Raw genomic sequence first — 20303 nt, forward strand, 5'->3', positions numbered from 1 at the left:
CAAGCAACTGAATTGAATGCATCTGTGGCGAGGGGATTTATCCCCGTTGGCCTGCGCAGCAGGCCCCTGCTTTCAAGCTCAGGAGCGGGGCCGCTTCGCGGCCCAACGGGGATAAATCCCCTCGCCACAGGATAAATCCCCTCTCCACAAAGGCTCTTCGCCACAGATTGTGATCAGGCCATCGAACCGTAACGCTTCATCGCTTCAATCGCCAAACCGCTACCAATGCTGCCAAAGATGTTGCCTTCGACATGCCGGGCGTTCGGCAGCATTGCCGAGACGCTGTTGCGCAGGGCCGGGATGCCGCTCGAACCACCAGTGAAGAACACCGTGTCGACCTGATCGACCGCCACGCCGGCATCATTGAGCAATTGCGTAACGCTGCCGCGCACGCGCTCGAGCAAGGCTTCGATCGCCGATTCGAACAGCGCGCGGCTCAGCTCTACGCTCAGCCCGGCTTCGATGCGGTCCAGCGGCACGTGGCGGCTGTCGGCGTGGGTCAGCTGGATCTTGGTTTCTTCCACTTCCATCGCCAGCCAGTGCCCGGCGCGCTGTTCGATCAGCTTGAACAGGCGATCGATGCCGCCGGTGTCTTCGATGTCGTAGCGCATGCTGCCCAGCGCCAGCGTGGATTTCTGCGAGTACACCGAGTTGATCGTGTGCCAGGTCGCCAGGTTCATGTGGTGGCTGGTCGGCATGTAGGCGCCGCTCTTCATGCGGCTGCCGTAGCCGAACAGCGGCATCAGGCCTTGCAGACTCAGCTGTTTGTCGAAGTCGGTACCACCGATGTGCACACCGCCGGTGGCGAGGATGTCATCGTGACGGTTGTCGACACCGCGACGCTCGGGCGACAGGCGCACCAGCGAGAAGTCGGAGGTACCACCGCCGATGTCGACGATCAGTACCAGCTCTTCTTTCTCGATGGTCGACTCGTAGTCGAACGCTGCCGCGATCGGCTCGTACTGGAACGACACGTCCTTGAAGCCGATTTTGCGCGCCACTTCGACCAGGGTGTCTTCGGCCTCCTGGTCAGCCAGCGGATCGTCGTCGACGAAGAACACCGGGCGACCCAGCACCACTTGCTCGAATTCCCGACCGGCGGCGGTTTCGGCGCGGCTCTTGAGCTGGCCGATGAACAGCCCGAGCAGATCCTTGAACGGCATCGCCGTGCCGAGGACGCTGGTGTCGTGCTTGATCAGCTTGGAGCCGAGCAGGCTTTTCAACGAGCGCATCAGCCGGCCTTCGTAGCCTTCCAGATACTCGTGCAGGGCCAGGCGACCGTAGACCGGGCGACGTTCCTCGATGTTGAAGAAGACCACCGACGGCAGGGTGATCTTGTCGTCTTCCAGCGCAATCATGGTGTCCATGCCGGGGCGCAGCCAGCCGACGGTGGAGTTGGACGTGCCGAAGTCGATGCCGCAGGCACGGGCTGGAGAGGCGTCTTTCATGTCTTTCGGTTTCCGGTCAAAAAAACGGCCGCGCAGTGTATGTCAGTGCGCGGCAGATTCGAAGGCCGGTCATCCGCTATTTCGCCCCCAGACAGTTGAAAACCACCGCATCGCCCCAAACTTGCTGGCATGGGCCGGCAGACACACCGGCGGTCGCAAGAACCGTCGTCCACTGCCGATAAACTTCTGCGGCGCCACCCGGTCACAAACTTGAGATCGGTCAACCCGGCACGTGCCAATCGGCGCATGCTGGTCTCGGCGCGAAATCGATAACGGATGGTGATCCTTCCATGGACTTCAAAGACTATTACAAGATACTCGGCGTGGAGCCGACAGCTGACGACAAGGCCATCAAGGCGGCCTATCGCAAGCTGGCGCGCAAATACCACCCCGATGTCAGCAAGGAAAAAGACGCCGAGGCCAAGTTCAAGGATGCCTCGGAAGCCTATGAAGCGCTGAAAAGCGCCGACAAGCGCGCCGAATACGACGAACTGCGCCGTTATGGCCAGCACGGTCAGCCGTTTCAGGGCCCACCGGGCTGGCAGAGCCGTGGCGGCTTCGGTGGCGGCGGTGGCGACACGGGCGACTTCTCGGACTTCTTCAGTTCGATCTTCGGTAATCGCGGCCCCGGTTTCGGTGGCGCCGAGAGCCGCCAATCACGCGGACGCCGAGGGCAAGACGTGGAAATGGAACTGCCGGTCTTCCTCGAAGAAACCCTGTCGAACGAATCGAAGAAAGTCACCTTTCAGGTGCCGCAATACAACGCGCACGGCCAGCATGTCAGCAACACCAGCAAGAGCCTGAACGTGAAGATTCCGGCCGGCGTGACCGATGGCGAGCGAATTCGCCTGAAGGGCCAGGGCGCACCGGGCATCGGTGGCGGGGCGAATGGCGACCTGTACCTGACCATTCGTTTTGCGCCGCACCCGAAATTCGATGTCGAAGGCGAAAACCTGATCATCACCTTGCCCCTGGCTCCGTGGGAATTGGCATTGGGCACTGAAGTGGCCGTGCCGACCCTGACCGGCAAGATCAACCTCAAGGTGCCGGCCGGCAGCCAGAATGGCCAGCGCATGCGCGCCAAGGGCCATGGCCTGCTGAACAAGGCCGGCGAACGCGGTTATCTGTTCGTGCAGCTCAAGGCCGTGATGCCCAAAGCCTCCGACGATGAGGTCAAGGCGCTGTGGCAGGAACTGGCGAAGAAAGCCGCCTTCAATCCGCGAGAGAACTTCTGAACCCGACGACGGAGTAGCCCATCATGAGCAGCCCCCTGATCGTTCAACTGGACCTGGCAGAATTCTGTGAGGCGGCCGATTTGTCGGACGTCTACGTGATCGAAATCGTCGAGCACGGCATCCTCGAACCTCAGGGCGCACAGCCCCGGGAATGGCGCTTCACCGATTACGAATTGGCCTTGGCCAAGCGTGCGGCGAAGCTGCGCCGTGATCTGGAACTGGAGTGGGAAGGCGTGGCGCTGGCGCTGGATCTGCTGGACGAGGTGAAGCAGTTGCGTGCCGAGAACCGCATGTTGCGCCAGCGTTTGGGGCGGTTGGTGGTCGAATAAATTGTTTGAGGCCGTGAGGTCCTAGCTGGCCTCATCGCGTGCCGGCCCGCTCCCGCCTGATTAATGTTTGCGGGTGTTTCGTCCGGTATGAACCGGCAGGATGGTCTGATAGTTTTCCGGGCACATGTTGGCAATGGATGCCGACGGTCGTAGCGCCAGCCAGACTGGCCAGCGCTGCGCAATCTTTGCAAGGAAGCCTGTCAATGCCAGTCAGACCCAAGCCGCCCAAGCCGCCCAAGCCGGGCGCAGTCGATATCACCACCCCTGGGCGCACATCCCGGGATCCCGCCGCGCACGGGATCGAGTCGTCGCACCTGACCCCCGGTCCGTTCATTCGCAAGACCCCGCCCGATGCCAGTGAGCCCGGCAGCAACACGCAGCAAATGGAAACTGCAGTTGCCCCGCACAGCGTGCACGTCGACCCGACGCCGTCTACATCTGGTCCCGTCCCGAAGCTTAAAACCTCGGCTCTGGAGCGTTACCTGATTGCCTCGACAGCCCCTCTACCGCAAGCGGACGTTGACGGGTTTCGCGTATTCAAAGGACGCCAATACGCGGACCTGCAGGGCGGTGGTACGGTGCTGATCGGCGTCGATGCCGAGACCGGTCTGCATCGGGCCAGATTGTCCAGCGAGCTGCAGCCGTCCGGCCCTGTGCTTGCCTACGATCCGTTGACCAAGCACTGGTACGCGCTTGAAGAGTCCGGCGCGTCGCCGGACGCTGCCGCTGTCCCGGGTAAAAGCCGCAGGGTGGCGCGCCAGAGCGATGAAGACTATGAGTCTGCCGTTGAGGAGCTGCCCGACGATGGCGGTGCAACGCAGGAACATTTTTATCTGGCGTCCGAGTCGATGCCCGTCAAACCCTTCACCGCTGACGAATTGCGTGCGATGCGCAGCGAAACGCGGTTTTCGTTCCTTGCCAATCGGCCCGGGATCTACGACCGTGCTAATAACGGCAAATACCCTTTCCGGGACATGGCCGGCCGGCCTGTCAGGATAAAGAAGCTCCAGACCCTGGCGCGTTTCGAAGACGGCAGCCGTTATACCTCCGAGCAGATCAAGCCCTACATCAAGTTTGGCGCCTACGAGCATGTCGCGCGGTTGTATGAAGAAAAGCTGCAATGGCGATTGTTCACCGAGGCCGACATGACGGTGCCCGGAGAGCAGGCCCTGGTCGGCCAGTCAATGGTGGTCGCCAACCGGCGCATCACCCGAGGCGAGGTGGTCGGTGTCTATGCTGGCGCGATCATGCCGGGACGTCTTGTGCCGCTGCCCCAGCAGTCATACACCATGAAGGTCGGCGTCCGTTATCAACCAGGGCCTGGATATTTGATCCCCTACGAATTCGCGCTGGTCGGTGACACGATCATTTCCCGGATCAACACGCGCTTTTGGTATGACGCCACGGGCAAACCAGTTCGTCAGGCTACGGAGGGTTACAACGTCGAGTTCGTCCCGTTCGATGTCGAAGCGCAACAGTGGATAGGCAAGGAACTGGTCACCCGAGACTTCATTCTCAACGCCATCTTCGCTACCGAAGACATTCCGGCGGGAACCGAGTTACGCATCGATTACAACTACAGCGATGCGGACATCGCGAAACTGTTCCCGTGATTGCCTGAGCGATCGCGACTGAATACGGACCTGCGCGTCCGTATTCAGCGCACGCCTTCATCAGAACAGAAAATAGCGCTGCGCCATCGGCAGCGTTTCCGCCGGTTCGCACCACAGCAACACGCCATCGGCCTTGACCTGATAGGTCTGTGGATCGACATCGATGTTCGGCAGATAGTCGTTGTGGATCAGGTCGGTTTTCTGCACGTCTCGGCAGCCCTTCACCACAGCGATCTGCTTCTTCAATCCCAAGGCTTCTGGCAATCCGGCCTCCTGCGCCGCCTGGCTGATAAAGGTCAGGCTGGTGGCGTGCAGCGAGCCGCCGTAGCTGGCAAACATCGGGCGGTAATGCACCGGTTGCGGTGTTGGAATCGAAGCGTTGGCGTCGCCCATCAGGCTGGCGGCAATCGCGCCGCCCTTGAGGATCAGCGTCGGCTTCACACCAAAGAACGCCGGGCGCCAGAGCACCAGATCGGCCCACTTGCCGACTTCGATCGAGCCGACTTCATGGCTGATGCCATGAGTGATTGCCGGGTTGATCGTGTACTTGGCGATGTAACGCTTGGCGCGGAAGTTGTCGTTGCCTGCGCCGTCCTGTGGCAGCGGGCCGCGCTGTTTTTTCATCTTGTCGGCGGTCTGCCAGGTGCGCGTGATGACTTCACCGACGCGGCCCATGGCCTGACTGTCGGAGCTGATCATCGAGAACGCGCCGAGGTCGTGGAGGATGTCTTCGGCGGCAATGGTTTCGCGGCGGATGCGGCTTTCGGCGAAGGCGACGTCTTCGGCAATGCTCGGGTCGAGGTGATGGCAGACCATCAGCATGTCGAGGTGTTCGTCGATGGTGTTGCGGGTGAACGGCCGGGTCGGGTTGGTCGAGCTTGGCAGCACGTTGGCAAAGCCGCAGGCCTTGATGATGTCTGGCGCGTGGCCGCCACCGGCACCTTCGGTGTGATAGGTGTGGATGGTGCGGCCCTTGAACGCGCCAAGGGTGGTTTCGACGAAGCCGGATTCGTTGAGGGTATCGGTGTGGATCGCCACCTGCACATCGTACTGGTCGGCGACGTTGAGGCAGTTGTCGATGCTCGCCGGAGTGGTGCCCCAGTCCTCGTGCAGCTTGAGACCGATGGCACCGGCCTTGACCTGTTCGATCAACGGCTCCGGCAGGCTGGCGTTGCCCTTGCCGGTCAGACCGATGTTCATCGGGAAAGCATCGGCGGCCTGGAGCATGCGCGCCAGATGCCACGGGCCGGAGGTGCAGGTGGTGGCGTTGGTGCCGGTGGCAGGCCCGGTGCCGCCGCCGATCATGGTGGTGACGCCGCTCATCAGCGCTTCTTCGATCTGCTGCGGGCAGATGAAGTGGATATGCGTGTCGATGCCGCCAGCGGTGAGGATCATGCCTTCGCCGGCAATCACTTCGGTGCCGGCGCCGATGGCAATGGTCACGTTGGGCTGCACGTCGGGGTTGCCGGCCTTGCCGATTGCGGCGATGCGCCCGTCCTTGAGGCCGACGTCGGCCTTGACGATGCCCCAGTGGTCGATGATCAGCGCGTTGGTGATCAGCGTGTCGACCACTTCGGCGGCGAGCAATTGGCTCTGGCCCTGGCCATCGCGGATGACTTTGCCGCCACCGAATTTCACTTCCTCGCCGTAGGTGGTGAAGTCCTTTTCGACTTCGATCCACAGCTCGGTGTCGGCCAGGCGCACCTTGTCGCCGACGGTGGGGCCGAACATGTCGGCGTAGGCTTGTCTGGAGATTTTCATGGGCATGCCTTGAGATTCAATTGGGTCTGAAATCGCTCGCATTACTCGCTTTCGCGAGCAGGCTCGCTCCCACATTTGATCGCGTTCTCATGTGGGAGCGAGCCTGCTCGCGAAGGGGCCAGAGCGGGCACCGTGTTGTTTAGAGATCACCCATGATGCGGCCGGCAAAGCCGAACACCCGGCGATGCCCGGCGTAATCCACCAGCTCGACTTCACGACTCTGGCCCGGCTCGAAGCGCACCGCCGTGCCGGCGGGAATATTCAGGCGCATGCCGCGACTGGCGGCGCGATCGAAGGTCAGCGCGTCGTTGGTTTCAAAAAAGTGGAAATGCGAGCCGACCTGAATCGGCCGGTCGCCGCTGTTGGCGACTTTCAGGCTGAGGGTGCGACGGCCGACGTTGAGTTCGATGTCGCCGGGCTGGATCTGGTATTGGCCAGGAATCATCGCTGGGCTCCTTGCAGGACTTTGTAATAGAGCGCGGTCGGGCGATAGGTGCCGTTGGGGTCGCAGGCGTAATCAGGGATTTCGCCGGCGCGCACGTAGCCCAGCGCCTTGTAGAAATCTTCCGCCGGCGAGCCGGCCTCGGTGTCGAGATAGAGCATGCCGCGCTTGTGCTTGGGCGCCTCGAGTTCCAGCGCCTGCATCAGTTGCTGACCGAGGCCGCGCCGCCGGGCGTCTTCGCGTACCAGCAGCTTCTGCACTTCGGCGCGGTTCAGACCGTTGGCCTTTTGGCACAGACCCAATTGCACACTGGCCAGCACCTGCTCGTCCTTGACCACCACCCAGAGCAGCGTGCTGCCCTTGTTGATGTTGTCCTGCACCTCATCGAAATATGCGCGCGCCTGCACCTCATCGAGGTCGGCCATGAAACCGACGCTGGCGCCGTAACCGACGGCGTCGAGCAGCAGATCGATCAGGCCCTGGCGATAGTGGGCAAAGCTTTCAGCGTTGACGCGGCGCAACTGGGCGGCGTTCATCGACATCACTCCTTGTGAGTATCCGGCGGCTGTGCGCCGGGATTGAGGGTCAACTGCATGAAGGTCAGATCGAGCCAGCGGCCGAACTTGGTGCCCACTTGCGGCATCTGCCCGGTGACGCTGAAACCGGCGCGCTGGTGCAGGCGAATCGACGCGGCGTTGCCACTCTCGATGGCAGCGACCATGACGTGTTTACCGCAGGCGCGGGCGCGTTCGATCAACGCGGTCATCAGTTGCGGGCCGAGGCCGTTGCCGCGTTGATCGCTGCGCACGTACACCGAGTGTTCGACGGTGTGGCGGAAACCGTCGAACGGCCGCCAATCGCCGAACGAGGCGTAACCCAGCACCGCGTTGTGGCTGTCGACGATCACCAGAATCGGGTACGCCTGCAACTGACGCGCGTCGAACCATGCCTGGCGATTGCCGAGGTCGACCGCTTGTTCATTCCAGATCGCCGTGGTGTTGAGCACGGCGTCGTTGTAGATGTCGCGGATCGCCGGCAGGTCGGCCCGGCTTGCATCGCGAATGGCGTAAGTCATGGCGCGGCCTCAGACGATCGGCTGGTGAACGGTGACCAGTTTGGTGCCGTCGGGGAACGTCGCCTCGACCTGGATTTCCGGGATCATTTCCGGGATGCCTTCCATCACTTGTTCGCGGCTGAGCAGGGTGGTGCCGTAGTGCATCAGCTCGGCCACGGTCTGGCCGTCGCGGGCACCCTCCAGCAGCGCGGCGGAGATGTAGGCCATGGCTTCCGGGTAGTTGAGTTTCACGCCACGGGCCAGCCGCCGCTCGGCGACGAGGCCGGCGGTGAAGATCAGCAGCTTGTCTTTTTCGCGTGGGGTCAGGTCCATGGTTCGGGTTCCATCAGGGCAGATTCGGGTGGCTCTCGAGAAGTGTGGGGTGCCAGTTGGAGCAGCCCCTCACCCTAGCCCTCTCCCGAGGGAGAGGGGACTGATCTTGGTTGTTTTCAATGGCCAATTCAGTCAGCAATATTCGTTCAGGCAGATAAATTTATTTCAGACGACTCGGTCAGGCTCCCTCTCCCTCCGGGAGAGGGCGGGGGGTGAGGGTCGGGGTTTCAGGTGCTCCATATTCTTGGCGCGATAGCCTCGCGCCCCAGCAGCGCAGGCCTTAGCAGTCGCCATAAATCAATCAGCCAGGCGCGGGCGAGCAACGCCTCACTGGCCAGGCACCGTGCCACCAGCAACCCCGGCAACTGAGTCAAATCCCCGCGTACCCCATGCCCCAGCGAGCGGCAGCGCTCCAGCAACCCGGCGTCTATCTCACCGGTCACCAGCATCGTTGCGAACACCGGATTGCCATCCAGGCCGATCGGCGAATCGAGTAAACCGTCTGCACCGACAATGCGCTGCCGTTCGTGCCAGAGCAACCGACCGTCGCGGCGGATGTCCAGGTGCGCCTGAAAATGCCCGAGGTCAAAACGCTCGCCGCTGGCCGGGCGGCCCAGCGCCACCACGTCCCAGTAGAACAGCCGCGCATCGCCTTCAAGCTCGATCGTTGTGGTCAACTCGGCTTGCGCGGCGCTGTAGACGATGGTTTCCTGCGGCAGCCATTCCAGAGTCGCACCGGCAGCGACTTGCAAGTCGAGCTGTTGATACGCCGGCCCACCCGCGCGATACCACTTGGCGGCGCCGGGGCTGGTGATTTGCGCCCAGGCGTTGTGTTCGACGCGGGCGCTGATATCGAGCCGATCACCACCGGCAATTCCGCCCGGCGGATGGACGATGATGTGCTGGCAGACTTGCGGGCCTTCGGCGTACAGATGCTTTTGCACGCGCAGCGGGCCGAGGTGACGGCGCATGACCGGACGCGTGCAATCGCCGAAACGCGCGTACGCCAGTTCCAGCTCGGCGTGCCAGCTCGGGGTAAACAGGGCAGGTGCAACAATCGAATTCATGGTTTGTGATTATCGTTAGGAAGCTACAGATTAGACCGGCGCGTTAGATCGTGACCAGCCCGCGTACACCCTCGGCCTCCATATTTTCACCGCGACCCTGCTGAACGATCTCGCCCCGCGACATCACCAGGTATTGATCGGCCAGTTCTGCAGCAAAGTCGTAGAACTGCTCGACCAGCAGAATCGCCATGTCACCGCGCGCCGCGAGCTGCTTGATCACCGCGCCGATTTCCTTGATCACCGACGGTTGAATGCCTTCGGTGGGCTCATCAAGAATCAGCAGGCGCGGGCGGCTGGCCAGCGCCCGGCCGATTGCCAGTTGCTGTTGCTGACCGCCGGACAGATCACCGCCACGGCGCTGCTTCATTTGTAGCAGCACCGGGAACAATTCGTAGATGAAACCCGGGACTTCTTTGGCTTCTGAGCCTGGAAAACGCGACAGGCCCATCAGCAGATTCTCTTCCACCGTCAGGCGCCCGAAGATCTCACGGCCCTGCGGCACGTAGGCGATACCAGCATGCACGCGCTGATGCGGTTTGAACGTGGTGATCGGTTTGCCTTCCCAGTTCACCGCGCCTTCCTTGGCCGGCAGCAGGCCCATCAGGCATTTGAGCAACGTGGTCTTGCCGACGCCGTTGCGGCCGAGCAGGCAGGTGACTTCGCCGACTTTCACGTCGAACGAGAGGCCGCGCAGGATGTGGCTACCGCCGTAGTACTGGTGCAGCTTGTCGACTTGCAGCATGTTCGAATTCCTTCTGTTGCACACAGAACCCTGTGGGAGCGAGCCTGCTCGCGAATGCGGTGTGACATTCAGCATGTTCATCGCCTGATGCACCGCTTTCGCGAGCAGGCTCGCTCCCACAGGTTTTGTATTCGCAATGTTCAGCGGCCGAGGTAGACCTCGATCACCCGCTCGTTGTCCTGCACTTGCTCAAGCGAGCCTTCCGCCAGAACGCTGCCCTGATGTAGCACCGTGACGTGGTCGGCAATCGAGCCGACGAAGCCCATGTCGTGCTCGACCACCATCAACGAATGCTTGCCCGCCAGCGATTTGAACAGCTCGGCAGTGAACTCGGTTTCGGCGTCGGTCATGCCCGCCACCGGTTCGTCGAGCAGGAGCAGTTGTGGGTCCTGCATCAGCAGCATGCCGATCTCGAGGAACTGCTTCTGGCCGTGGGACAGTAAGCCCGCCTGGCGATTGACCGAGGTGGTCAGGCGAATCGTCTCGAGCACTTCGCTGATGCGGTCCTTCTGTTCGCCGCTCAGGCGTGCACGCAAACTGGCCCACACCGACTTATCGGTCTTCTGCGCCAGCTCAAGGTTTTCGAACACGCTCAAGGCTTCGAACACCGTTGGCTTCTGAAACTTGCGGCCGATGCCGGACTGGGCAATCTGCACTTCGCTCATCTGCGTCAGGTCCAGGGTTTCGCCGAACCAGGCCTTGCCATGGCTGGGCCGGGTCTTGCCGGTGATCACGTCCATCAGCGTGGTTTTGCCCGCGCCGTTGGGGCCGATGATGCAGCGCAGTTCGCCGACGCCGATGTACAGGTTGAGATTGTTCAACGCACGGAAGCCGTCGAAGCTGACGCTGATGTCCTCCAGGGTGAGGATCGTGCCGTGACGCGTATCGAGGCCCGGGCCGACGCGCTGGCCGAGGCCGATCGAGTCGCGGCTGGTGCCTTCGTCCTTGTTCGGTTCCACGGGGAAAAACGCCGGCTCCAGCATGAATTCAGCACTCGCTGTGACTCTCATTGTTCACCTCGTTTCTTCAGCAGACCGATCACGCCCTTGGGCAGGTACAACGTCACGACGATGAACAGCGCACCGAGGAAGAACAGCCAGTATTCCGGGAAGGCCACGGTGAACCAGCTCTTCATGCCGTTGACCACGCCGGCGCCGAGCAGCGGCCCGATCAGCGTGCCGCGCCCGCCAAGGGCGACCCACACCGCCGCTTCGATCGAGTTGGTCGGCGACATTTCGCTGGGGTTGATGATGCCGACTTGTGGCACGTACAGCGCTCCGGCGAGACCGCACAGCACCGCACTCAGCACCCAGACGAACAGCTTGAAACCGCGCGGGTCGTAGCCGCAGAACATCAAACGGTTTTCCGCATCACGCAGCGCTGTCAGCACGCGACCGAACTTGCTTTGCGCCAGGCGCCAGCCGATGAACAGGCTCGCCACCAGCAGCAACACCGTGGCCAGAAACAGCACCGCGCGGGTGCCCGGTTCGGTGATGCCGAAACCGAGGATCGTGCGGAAATTGGTGAAGCCGTTATTGCCACCGAAACCGGTCTCGTTGCGGAAAAACAGGAGCATGCCGGCGAAGGTCAGGGCCTGGGTCATGATCGAGAAATACACGCCTTTGATCCGCGAACGGAAGGCGAAGAAGCCGAACACCAGCGCCAGCAACCCCGGCGCCAGCACCACCAGACACATGGCCCAGAGGAAGCTGCTGGTGCCGGTCCAGTACCACGGCAATTCGCTCCACGACAGGAAAGTCATGAACGCTGGCAAGCCATCGCCGGCCGCCTGACGCATCAGGTACATGCCCATCGCGTACCCGCCGAGGGCGAAGAACAGGCCGTGGCCCAGCGAAAGCAGGCCGGCATAGCCCCAGACCAGATCCAGCGCCAGAGCGACGATGGCGTAGCAGAGGATTTTGCCGACCAGGGTCAGCGTGTAGGCCGAGACGTGCAGGGCATTGTCCGGCGACAACAACGAGAGCAGCGGCAGAACGATCAGCAGCGCGAGGATCACCCCGCCGACCGCGAGCGTGACTTTCGGCCCGGCCTTTTGTGTGGCCGTGACTAACAGAGGCTGGTTCATCAGTCGATCACCCGTCCTTTCAGTGCGAAGAGGCCTTGCGGACGTTTCTGAATGAACAGAATGATCAGCGCGAGGATCAGGATCTTGCCGAGCACCGCACCGATCTGCGGTTCGAGAATCTTGTTGGCGATCCCTAAGCCAAATGCGGCGAGCACGCTACCGGCCAATTGGCCGACGCCGCCGAGCACCACCACCAGGAACGAGTCGATGATGTAGCTCTGGCCAAGGTCGGGACCGACGTTGCCGATCTGGCTCAGCGCCACGCCGCCCAACCCGGCGATGCCCGAGCCGAGACCAAAGGCGAGCATGTCCACGCGCCCGGTCGGCACGCCGCAGCAGGCGGCCATGTTGCGGTTCTGGGTGACGGCGCGGACGTTGAGGCCGAGGCGGGTCTTGTTCAGCAGCAGCCAGGTCAGCACCACCACGAACAATGCGAAAGCGATGATGACGATGCGGTTGTACGGCAGCACCAGATTGGGCAGCACTTGAATGCCGCCGGACAGCCATGCCGGATTTGCTACTTCTACGTTCTGCGCGCCGAACACCAACCGTACGAGCTGGATCAGCATCAGGCTGATGCCCCAGGTCGCGAGCAGGGTTTCCAGTGGCCGACCGTAAAGGTGGCGGATGACCGTGCGCTCCAGCGCCATGCCGATGGCGGCGGTGACGAAAAACGCTACCGGCAGCGCGATCAGCGGATAGAACTCGATGGCTTGCGGCGCGTAACGCTGGAACATCAACTGCACGACGTAGGTCGAGTAGGCACCGAGCATCAGCATCTCGCCGTGCGCCATGTTGATCACCCCGAGCAGGCCGAAGGTGATCGCCAGGCCGAGGGCCGCGAGCAGCAGAATCGAGCCCAGCGACATGCCGCTGAAGGCCTGGCCGAGCACTTCGCCGATCAGCAGCTTGCGCTTGACCTGAGCGAGGCTGGTTTCGGCGGCGGTGAGCACGCCGGCATCGCTTTCCACGCCGGGCTCGAGCAGGCCTTCGAGGCGTGTGCGTGCCAGCGGGTCGCCGGTTTCACCGAGCAGACGTACCGCCGCGAGGCGCACCGCCGGGTCGCTGTCGACCAGTTGCAGATTGGCCAGCGCCAGGCTCAGGGCGGCATGCACGCTTTCATCTTTTTCCCCAGCGAGCTGCCGGTCGAGAAATTTCAGCTGCGCGGGTTTCGCGCTTTTCTGCAATTGCTGCGCGGCGCCCAGACGGATCTTGCTGTCAGCGGCGAGCAATTGATGGCTGGCCATTGCGGTGTCGATCAGACCCCGCAGGCGATTGTTCAGGCGCAGGGTTTTCGCTTGGCCGTCGATCGTCAGTTCGCCTTGTTGCAGGGCGTTGAGCAATTCGATACGCGCCGGATCGGGCTGCGCGGCCCAGGCTTCCAGCAGTTTGGCCTGTTGCATCGGGTTGGCCGCGACAAAGTCTTCGGCGTCGCCGGCGTGGGCCAGGAGTGGCAGCAACAGTGCTATGGCGAGAAGTACGCGGTGTATGGCAGTGGGCATTAGTGGTGTCCTGTTCAACCGCCCCTCACCCTAACCCTCTCCCGGAGGGAGAGGGGACTGACCGAGGTGTCTGGACGATGTGCTGCGACCTGCGAACTCGAGTCGAACTCAGGGTCTGAAGAGCATGAAGATCGGCTCCCTTTCCCCCTCTCCCTGAGGGAGAGGGCTGGGGTGAGGGGGAAGTCTCATGCTCGCCTCAAAAACTGAATTCGCCTCAGTTGCTCTTCACCGCATAATCCGGCTTCTTGTCGTTGCCCTGAATGAACGGGCTCCATGGTTGCGCGCGGATCGGGCCTTCGGTCTGCCACACGACGTTGAACTGCCCGTCGCTCTGGATTTCGCCGATCATCACGGGCTTGTGCAGGTGGTGATTGGTCTTGTCCATGGTCAACGTGTAACCGGACGGCGCAGCAAAGGTCTGCCCGGCCAGTGCTTCACGAACCTTGTCGACGTCAGTGGATTTGGCTTTCTCGACCGCCTGCGCCCACATGTGGATACCGACGTAGGTGGCTTCCATCGGGTCGTTGGTCACGGCTTTATCGGCGCCCGGCAGGTTGTGTTTCTTCGCATAGGCTTTCCAGTCCGCGACGAATTTCTTGTTCGCAGGATTCTCCACCGACTCGAAGTAGTTCCACGCCGCGAGGTTGCCCACCAGCGGTTTGGTGTCGATGCCGCGCAGTTCTTCTTCGCCGACCGAGAACGCCACCACCGGTACGTCGGTAGCCTTCAGGCCCTGGTTGGCCAGCTCTTTGTAGAACGGCACGTTGGAGTCGCCGTTGACGGTCGAGATGACGGCAGTCTTGCCACCGGCGGAGAATTTTTTGATGTTGGCAACGATGGTCTGGTAATCGCTGTGACCGAACGGCGTGTAGACCTCTTCGATGTCCTTGTCGGCCACGCCTTTGGAGTGCAGGAACGCGCGCAGGATCTTGTTGGTGGTGCGCGGGTAGACGTAGTCGGTGCCGAGCAGGAAGTAGCGCTTGGCGCTGCCGCCTTCTTCACTCATCAGGTATTCAACGGCGGGGATCGCTTGCTGATTCGGCGCGGCGCCGGTGTAGAAGACGTTCGGCGACATCTCTTCGCCTTCGTACTGCACCGGGTAGAACAGCAGGCCGTTGAGCTCTTCGAACACCGGCAATACCGATTTGCGCGATACCGAGGTCCAGCAGCCGAACACCACCGCGACCTTGTCCTGGGTCAGCAGCTGTCGGCCCTTTTCAGCGAACAGCGGCCAGTTGGAAGCGGGGTCGACCACCACCGGCTCGAGCATCTTGCCGTTCACACCGCCCTTGGCGTTGATCTCGTCGATGGTCATCAGTGCCATGTCCTTGAGCGACGTTTCGGAGATCGCCATGGTCCCGGACAACGAATGCAGAATCCCGACCTTGATGGTCTCGGCGGCCTGGACAGTCCAGGTCATGCCCATCGCGGCAATGGATGCCGTGAGTGTGAAAGCCTTGATCAAACTGCGACGCTTCATTGTGCGATCTCCATGAACATTCGATTTTTTCTGGTTGGCAGATGCGGACGACTGAAGCTGTGTTTTGCAAAGGCTGTGCCCGGTCGCGTTCAGGCAAGAAAATGTCGTGCCAGAGCGCTTGCGCGCTGAAACCGTGCACCAGGAGGGGACGGCAGGCGGGCGATGGTGCGTCGAGTTGCGCCAGATTGGGGCGCCCGCTGGCACTCAGATGCGGATACAAAAGCGATAACCCTGTACCACAGCTCGAGAAAACCGAAGGGCCACACTCAGTTGCTCATCCGATTCTCAGCGCAGGTTTTTATGAGTCATGTCTCAGGCCGATCCGGTCGTACCGCAAGTTCTTCAGCAACGTTCAAGCTGCCCCCACTGAGCCCGGCTTTTCTGACTGAAGAAGACGCCGCCTATTGGGTGCACACAAGAATTCCACTCAACCCGGACAAAGAGTACGGCAGCGTGGTCCTGCTGCGACCGGACGGGAAATTCCTCGCCACCTCTCCCATCGCAGGTGAAGCCACGCGCTTCGACTTCGGCACGATTGTGCAGACCGATGCCCTTGGCGGCATGCTCCATCCCTTGGGCTACCGATGTATCGCCAGCGTACACAGCCATCCGCCGCTACATGACCAGTTCCGCAATGGCAATCGGCGTCAGGATGAAACCCTGCTCAGGTTGTTCATGAGCTTCTATTCAGGCGGCGATTTCATTGGCGATGTGTCGGCGCGGGGTTTTTTCCGCAGCGCTTACCTTTCAGGCCCGGATGGCAGCTTGCTCAAATACGTCTCGAGCGGCTCGCCCGAGGAACGCGACTACTTCCTCTGGCAGCAGTCCGGCGGGCCGTCGGGCCATCCGGCGGGGGCCTATGACGTGATGGCGGTGATCAACAAGCTGGCGACCGTGGGTGAACTCAAAGTCATTGTTTCGAATGCCGACTGGGGCTACTCGGTGGGGCGCGTACCTGCGGACTGGAAGGCCGGCGCGTCGTTCTCCACGGGTGTGGTCACCGAACTGCCGCTGATGACCCGGGTATGCGTCAATGCCGAACGCGCCGTGCTTGCCGCCTTGAAATCCAGAGGCGCACAGACGACGGGCCTGATATTGAAAAAATTGATTGGCGAGGAGTATGTCGCCACCCATGCGCGCCCGGCCGGACTGGCTGCATGGGATCCTGAGCGAATATTTCCGGTTGATGCCCAAGGGCAATTGCAGCTGCCGAGGGGGTATTTGCTGGAGGGCTTCTACTTCGCCTCGCGGCCCGACCCTGCGCAGTTTCCACCCGCTCAGCCGTGGCTCTACGAGAACTTCTTCACGCCCCGGGAGATCGCCGTCGCTATCGAAGCGAATGCCCGCAGCAAACATCTGGCGAAAGCGGGACATGCGTTGTCGCTGTACATGCGGGCGCAGGATCATGCGATGTTGAAGTACCGCTTCAGCGGCGATTCGATCGAAGCGGCACTGAGCGTTACGCAGTCGGACGGCACGGTCAGTGACAATGGTCTGCAGGCAAGGCTGTTGGCCGGCACACTGGATACCCGCGCATTTGTCTCGATGCTGGTACTGGCTGGCACCCTGGAGGTCGTGCGCGGCAGTGCGCTGTGGGCGCATCTGGGGCCGGTGGATCTGCAATGGCAACCCTTCGCGAACTTCCCCTGGCCGCGATTGAGCGGCGCTTTTCTGTGCGCCGATGATGCCGCTCGTCATGCCCATGAACTCGCCGGCCTGCGCCGTGACAAACCGTACGCCGGGTATGTTTTTCAGCGCAGCGACAAGCGTTTCGTGGTGACCGAACCGTTGCCGGGAGATATCGACACGCTCAGTCAGGGCAGGCTTTATCCGATGGACAATCATGGGCGTCCGGTCTTTCCCGACGACCATGCGCTGCACGCCCGTTACGTCTCTCACATTGCCATGTCGCAACTTTTGCCGGTGGATACGGAGCTTTTTGGCTGGGCGTATCAGGAAGCGGCTGTGAGCTTGCAGATGTTGAGTGTGGCGGAGGTCAGGCAAGTCCTGCTCGACGAGATTGCCTTGTATGTCAGCGCGGCGCCGGACAGCCTCGTCAGGTATGAGGTCATCGGATCTGCGGGCTCCACGGAATTGGCCCGGCGCCTGGGCACGCGCCAGCATCCGGGCGCCCTGGCGCTGGAACTGGACAGCGGCCGTAAACGCCCGCAGGACTTCATACGTGAACAGGCAGCGGCCGGACGTTTAACGGTTCTGATCGATAATGAACTGTGGGGCTATCGCGGGCGGGTGCCGGCTACCTGGTCGCTGCGTACAACGCCCGCGCCTTCGCCCGCGCCGCAGTTGCCGGTGGTGCAACTGCCGCCGCTTCTGTATCCCCAGCCGGACAGAGACAAGCCGATCCTGCCCAAACCCACGCCACTCCCGCAGCCGCAAATACCGTTGCCGCCGCTGACGTTGCCTTTGCCCTGGAAACGCCTGGAAGGTGTGGCATTCGGCGCGATTTTCCCCTCGGCGGATGAGGCTGCACGGGACCGATGCATGGGGGACTTTCGTCCACAGGGCGAAACGCGCGCGTACTTCGGCTTCATTCTCAGGCACAAGAGCCGGCCAGAGTATGTGGCTACCGAGCTGGTGCCAGTCAGTGATCAAGGCAAGAATCTGTTCAGGCTCGATTCGGTTTTCGCCGACCTGCCCTCAGAGCCCTGGCATGCGTTGCCCGAGGGCTTCGAACTGCACGGCAATTTTTATGCGTCGCAACGAGCCGGTGATCCGACGAAAAGCCCGGATGAATGGCTGGCGCATTACTTCATCTCGCCGGACCACCTGACAGCCTCGATGTATTACGGCGGCCGGCGCCCGGTCATGGTGTCGGACGCTCCCGCAGCGCTTTATATCGCCGTGCGCGATGGTGCTTTGCTCAAATATGTGTGGAGCAAGTCCAGCAAACTGTTTCATGACGCCTCGTCCCAGCGCACGCTTGAACAGATCAAAAGCGATCTGGCCGCTGGCAACCGTCTACCGACCGACTTTATCCATGAGGTCGCCAGCAGCGGCGAGCTGTCCGTCATGCGCACCGGTCTGTGCTGGGACCGGGCGGGGCTGGTGCCAGCCACCTGGCAACCGTACGCAAATCTCGAACGGCGCCGGCTCGGTCCGGTCTTTCTGACGGCTGACGACGCGGCCGTCCACGCCAGGACACTCGTGCCTCTGGTGACCGACAGGGTGCATGGCGGGCTGATTCTGGAGACGGTCGATAAGCGCTACGTCGCCACAGTGCCTGTTGAAGTCAGCCATGAGGATTTTGATTTCACCGATATCTGCCCTGAGGAAAGTCGCGCCGCCGGATTGTTTCCTGCGGGTTGTCGCATCGTGGCGCGGTACCGCTCGCGCGTCGCCCAAGAGGTGTCGTTGGTCTTGGCGCCTGTGCAAAAGCAGGTGTACCAGAACGTGTTTTCGGTCGAGGTGCTGGAGTCGGCATTCAACAAGCGCGGCATGAAAGAGGAATACCGGGTGGCGGCGGACGGTTCCCTGGTTCGCTATACACCCGCCCCACGGGATGAATACCTGTTCTGTCCGGATGGCGCGGTGATTGGCTATCGGCCGCAAGCCGAACTGCTTTCGCAGCTGCTTGATCAGGGCGAGCGGCTGTCCGTCGTCGATGCAAAAGCGATAAGACAGCGCTTGCGCGATCGGCAATTGAAACCCGTCGAATGGGTGAACGATCTGGCCAGGGCCGGGCGTCTGTGGGTGGTCGCCGCAAGCGCGATCTGGGGGCAACCGCGCCAGATAGTCCAGTGGGCACCGTACTCCGGGGATCTGTTGCCGGCCGCAGATTATGACAAGGCGTTGATCCGCCCGGTCGGCAGCCCGCTGTTCATCCAGGCAGACGCTGCCGCGCGTTACGCTCATCAACTGTCGTTGAGCAGGGATACGCAGACCTTCGGCTACGTTTTGAACGGCCCTGAAGACCTGTTGGTGTCCACTCTGCCAGTTGCGGTGCAGCGTTCGGGGTTGGCGCTGGATCGGGTTTTCGAACAGGGCAAGCTGCCGTCAGGTTTCAGTCTGAGCGCCATTTATTTGCGAGCAGCCCTGCCACCTCTGGGCGCGCGGCCGGACGATATGCGACACTTTTTTCTGCTGCCCAACGATGTCCAGGCAGCCTGCGCATGGGCCAACACGCCCCAGGGGTACCGGCCGATCTACTTCTCCTGCGCCGATGGCGCGTTGTTGAAATTGCAACTGCATGCATTCGAGCCCGGCACTTTCTACGATGAGTTCGGGCAAGTGCAACTGCGCCCCAATGCCTTTGTGTCGAAGGTGGAAGCGGCGGTCGATGAGCGGGGCACTGCCAGCGGTACGTTCAGATTTGTCGACTATGTCCAACGGATGGCTCATGCCGGTCGACTTGAGGTGATTGAAACCAGTGAATACTGGTCGCGGCATGGTCAGGTGGATGAACACTGGCAGCCACGGCTGACCGAGGTGTCCAGTGAGCAACGCTGGCGCGAGCATCCGGCGCCAGCGCTGGGACCTGTCTTTCATCATCCCGATGATGCCGCCTGCCATGTTCATGGGCGGGTAGCCGGCCAGGCGGTAATAGGCACCGGTTATGAGAGTGCGATTCTGGCGAACCCGTCCAGCCTTCGCTTCGTTCCGCTTGAGCCGATCGTGTATTTGGCCAACGAGGACAATCCGCTGTTGCGCATACTGCGTACCGCTGCAGATCCTGCTGTCAGTTGGCGCGATCCGGCGCCGCGTTACCCCGAGGGTTACTCGGTGATGGCCACCCATCAATTGCATGTCTCGGGCAACACCACGCTGGCGGCGGACGTGGATCAGGTCTATGCCAATTACGCTGCGCCTTCGCTGGTGCATGCGCACACCCATGCACCCACGGAAAAAGGCCTGCATATCCTGCACTACTACTATTCAACGCCGCACGATGTGCTGCTCAAGTACACACCTGTGTATTCAAGGGCGGAAAGAGATCTGTTGCTGACCCGCTCAGCCACTTTCGAGGGCGGACGCTGGATCAGCCGGCTGAGCCCTGGAGAGTTTCTTTCGCGGCTTATGGCGCTGGGTGAGTTTCGGGTGCTGATCGGCGGTTATTACTGGCGCCAGACCGGCCGCATGAACACTACTTGGCGAAGCCGTCGTCAGCAGACCCCGACACCCGGAACCGTGCGCTTGCGCGACGAGTTGTAAGTGAAATGAATGAACAGGCGTGGGCCGCCGCAACGGCCCGCG

The 20303-nt window shown here is 61.7% G+C and carries 16 protein-coding genes; 4 read left to right on the plus strand and 12 right to left on the minus strand.

The window, feature by feature from the left end; all coding sequences use genetic code 11:
* Positions 1–173: 173 nt before the first annotated feature.
* Entirely contained in the window at positions 174–1448 is a 1275-nt protein-coding gene (locus AB4N85_RS24720) for an Hsp70 family protein (RefSeq protein WP_130929365.1), read from the minus strand.
* A gap of 290 nt (positions 1449–1738) precedes the next feature.
* Here AB4N85_RS24720 and AB4N85_RS24725 point away from each other — a divergent pair, with 290 nt between their 5' ends.
* From AB4N85_RS24725 to AB4N85_RS24735, 3 genes are all read left to right on the plus strand, one after another.
* Positions 1739–2683, plus strand: coding sequence for a DnaJ C-terminal domain-containing protein (locus tag AB4N85_RS24725; protein ID WP_024011397.1), 945 nt, complete (start codon positions 1739–1741; stop codon positions 2681–2683).
* Positions 2684–2706: 23 nt separating this feature from the next.
* Positions 2707–3012: a chaperone modulator CbpM gene (locus tag AB4N85_RS24730; RefSeq protein ID WP_016771896.1), complete on the plus strand. Its 306-nt coding sequence runs from the start codon at positions 2707–2709 to the stop codon at positions 3010–3012.
* Between the two features lie 203 nt (positions 3013–3215).
* Positions 3216–4625, plus strand: coding sequence for a hypothetical protein (locus AB4N85_RS24735; protein ID WP_460066255.1), 1410 nt, complete (start codon positions 3216–3218; stop codon positions 4623–4625).
* 60 nt (positions 4626–4685) lie between these two features.
* Here the strand turns inward: AB4N85_RS24735 and ureC are convergent, their stop codons facing one another.
* From ureC to urtA, 11 genes are all read right to left on the minus strand, one after another.
* Positions 4686–6386, minus strand: coding sequence for an urease subunit alpha (gene ureC / locus AB4N85_RS24740; protein WP_041480696.1), 1701 nt, complete (start codon positions 6384–6386; stop codon positions 4686–4688).
* A 139-nt stretch (positions 6387–6525) separates the two neighbouring features.
* Positions 6526–6831 (minus strand): urease subunit beta, encoded by a 306-nt coding sequence (locus tag AB4N85_RS24745; RefSeq protein WP_095180936.1) that lies wholly within the window; start codon positions 6829–6831, stop codon positions 6526–6528.
* Positions 6828–7364 carry a GNAT family N-acetyltransferase gene (locus tag AB4N85_RS24750; RefSeq protein ID WP_236169796.1) on the minus strand — a complete coding sequence of 179 codons (537 nt, stop codon included), beginning with the start codon at positions 7362–7364 and terminating at the stop codon, positions 6828–6830. Before AB4N85_RS24750 ends, AB4N85_RS24745 begins: the two co-directional genes overlap by 4 nt.
* A 5-nt stretch (positions 7365–7369) precedes the next feature.
* Positions 7370–7903, minus strand: coding sequence for a GNAT family N-acetyltransferase (locus AB4N85_RS24755; protein WP_353188087.1), 534 nt, complete (start codon positions 7901–7903; stop codon positions 7370–7372).
* 9 nt (positions 7904–7912) lie between these two features.
* The gene (gene ureA / locus AB4N85_RS24760; protein ID WP_003221215.1) at positions 7913–8215 is read right to left on the minus strand and encodes an urease subunit gamma; all 303 of its coding nucleotides are present in this window, start codon (positions 8213–8215) and stop codon (positions 7913–7915) included.
* A gap of 227 nt (positions 8216–8442) precedes the next feature.
* Positions 8443–9282: an urease accessory protein UreD gene (locus AB4N85_RS24765; RefSeq protein WP_315435377.1), complete on the minus strand. Its 840-nt coding sequence runs from the start codon at positions 9280–9282 to the stop codon at positions 8443–8445.
* A 43-nt stretch (positions 9283–9325) separates the two neighbouring features.
* A complete protein-coding gene (gene urtE / locus AB4N85_RS24770) occupies positions 9326–10024 on the minus strand; it encodes an urea ABC transporter ATP-binding subunit UrtE (RefSeq protein WP_016771889.1) in 699 nt (232 codons plus the stop codon).
* A 140-nt stretch (positions 10025–10164) separates the two neighbouring features.
* Positions 10165–11034, minus strand: coding sequence for an urea ABC transporter ATP-binding protein UrtD (urtD, locus tag AB4N85_RS24775; RefSeq protein ID WP_370695112.1), 870 nt, complete (start codon positions 11032–11034; stop codon positions 10165–10167).
* Positions 11031–12110: an urea ABC transporter permease subunit UrtC gene (gene urtC / locus AB4N85_RS24780; RefSeq protein ID WP_056787639.1), complete on the minus strand. Its 1080-nt coding sequence runs from the start codon at positions 12108–12110 to the stop codon at positions 11031–11033. The genes urtD and urtC overlap by 4 nt, the downstream gene beginning before the upstream one ends.
* A complete protein-coding gene (gene urtB, locus AB4N85_RS24785; RefSeq protein ID WP_315435376.1) occupies positions 12110–13612 on the minus strand; it encodes an urea ABC transporter permease subunit UrtB in 1503 nt (500 codons plus the stop codon). The genes urtC and urtB overlap by 1 nt, the downstream gene beginning before the upstream one ends.
* A 214-nt stretch (positions 13613–13826) precedes the next feature.
* Positions 13827–15092, minus strand: a complete 1266-nt coding sequence (gene urtA / locus AB4N85_RS24790) for an urea ABC transporter substrate-binding protein (protein WP_056787644.1) — start codon at positions 15090–15092, stop codon at positions 13827–13829.
* A gap of 162 nt (positions 15093–15254) precedes the next feature.
* Between urtA and AB4N85_RS24795 the strand changes: the two genes are divergently transcribed.
* On the plus strand, positions 15255–20261 hold the full coding sequence (locus AB4N85_RS24795) for a DUF4329 domain-containing protein (RefSeq protein WP_460066262.1): 5007 nt from the start codon (positions 15255–15257) through the stop codon (positions 20259–20261).
* Positions 20262–20303: the final 42 nt, after the last annotated feature.

It is taken from the genome of Pseudomonas sp. H1_G08 (genome assembly GCF_054681355.1).

Excerpts from the sequence above, each read along its gene's own strand:
- AB4N85_RS24765 (WP_315435377.1), bottom strand. The coding sequence starts at position 9,282 with ATGAATTCGATTGTTGCACCTGCCCTGTTTACCCCGAGCTGGCACGCC.
- urtE (WP_016771889.1), bottom strand. The coding sequence starts at position 10,024 with ATGCTGCAAGTCGACAAGCTGCACCAGTACTACGGCGGTAGCCACATC.
- urtB (WP_315435376.1), bottom strand. The coding sequence starts at position 13,612 with ATGCCCACTGCCATACACCGCGTACTTCTCGCCATAGCACTGTTGCTG.
- AB4N85_RS24755 (WP_353188087.1), bottom strand. The coding sequence starts at position 7,903 with ATGACTTACGCCATTCGCGATGCAAGCCGGGCCGACCTGCCGGCGATC.
- AB4N85_RS24735 (WP_460066255.1), top strand. The coding sequence starts at position 3,216 with ATGCCAGTCAGACCCAAGCCGCCCAAGCCGCCCAAGCCGGGCGCAGTC.
- AB4N85_RS24795 (WP_460066262.1), top strand. The coding sequence starts at position 15,255 with ATGGTGCGTCGAGTTGCGCCAGATTGGGGCGCCCGCTGGCACTCAGAT.
- AB4N85_RS24745 (WP_095180936.1), bottom strand. The coding sequence starts at position 6,831 with ATGATTCCTGGCCAATACCAGATCCAGCCCGGCGACATCGAACTCAAC.
- urtD (WP_370695112.1), bottom strand. The coding sequence starts at position 11,034 with ATGAGAGTCACAGCGAGTGCTGAATTCATGCTGGAGCCGGCGTTTTTC.
- urtC (WP_056787639.1), bottom strand. The coding sequence starts at position 12,110 with ATGAACCAGCCTCTGTTAGTCACGGCCACACAAAAGGCCGGGCCGAAA.
- ureA (WP_003221215.1), bottom strand. The coding sequence starts at position 8,215 with ATGGACCTGACCCCACGCGAAAAAGACAAGCTGCTGATCTTCACCGCC.
- AB4N85_RS24730 (WP_016771896.1), top strand. The coding sequence starts at position 2,707 with ATGAGCAGCCCCCTGATCGTTCAACTGGACCTGGCAGAATTCTGTGAG.
- AB4N85_RS24720 (WP_130929365.1), bottom strand. The coding sequence starts at position 1,448 with ATGAAAGACGCCTCTCCAGCCCGTGCCTGCGGCATCGACTTCGGCACG.
- AB4N85_RS24725 (WP_024011397.1), top strand. The coding sequence starts at position 1,739 with ATGGACTTCAAAGACTATTACAAGATACTCGGCGTGGAGCCGACAGCT.
- urtA (WP_056787644.1), bottom strand. The coding sequence starts at position 15,092 with ATGAAGCGTCGCAGTTTGATCAAGGCTTTCACACTCACGGCATCCATT.
- AB4N85_RS24750 (WP_236169796.1), bottom strand. The coding sequence starts at position 7,364 with ATGAACGCCGCCCAGTTGCGCCGCGTCAACGCTGAAAGCTTTGCCCAC.
- ureC (WP_041480696.1), bottom strand. The coding sequence starts at position 6,386 with ATGAAAATCTCCAGACAAGCCTACGCCGACATGTTCGGCCCCACCGTC.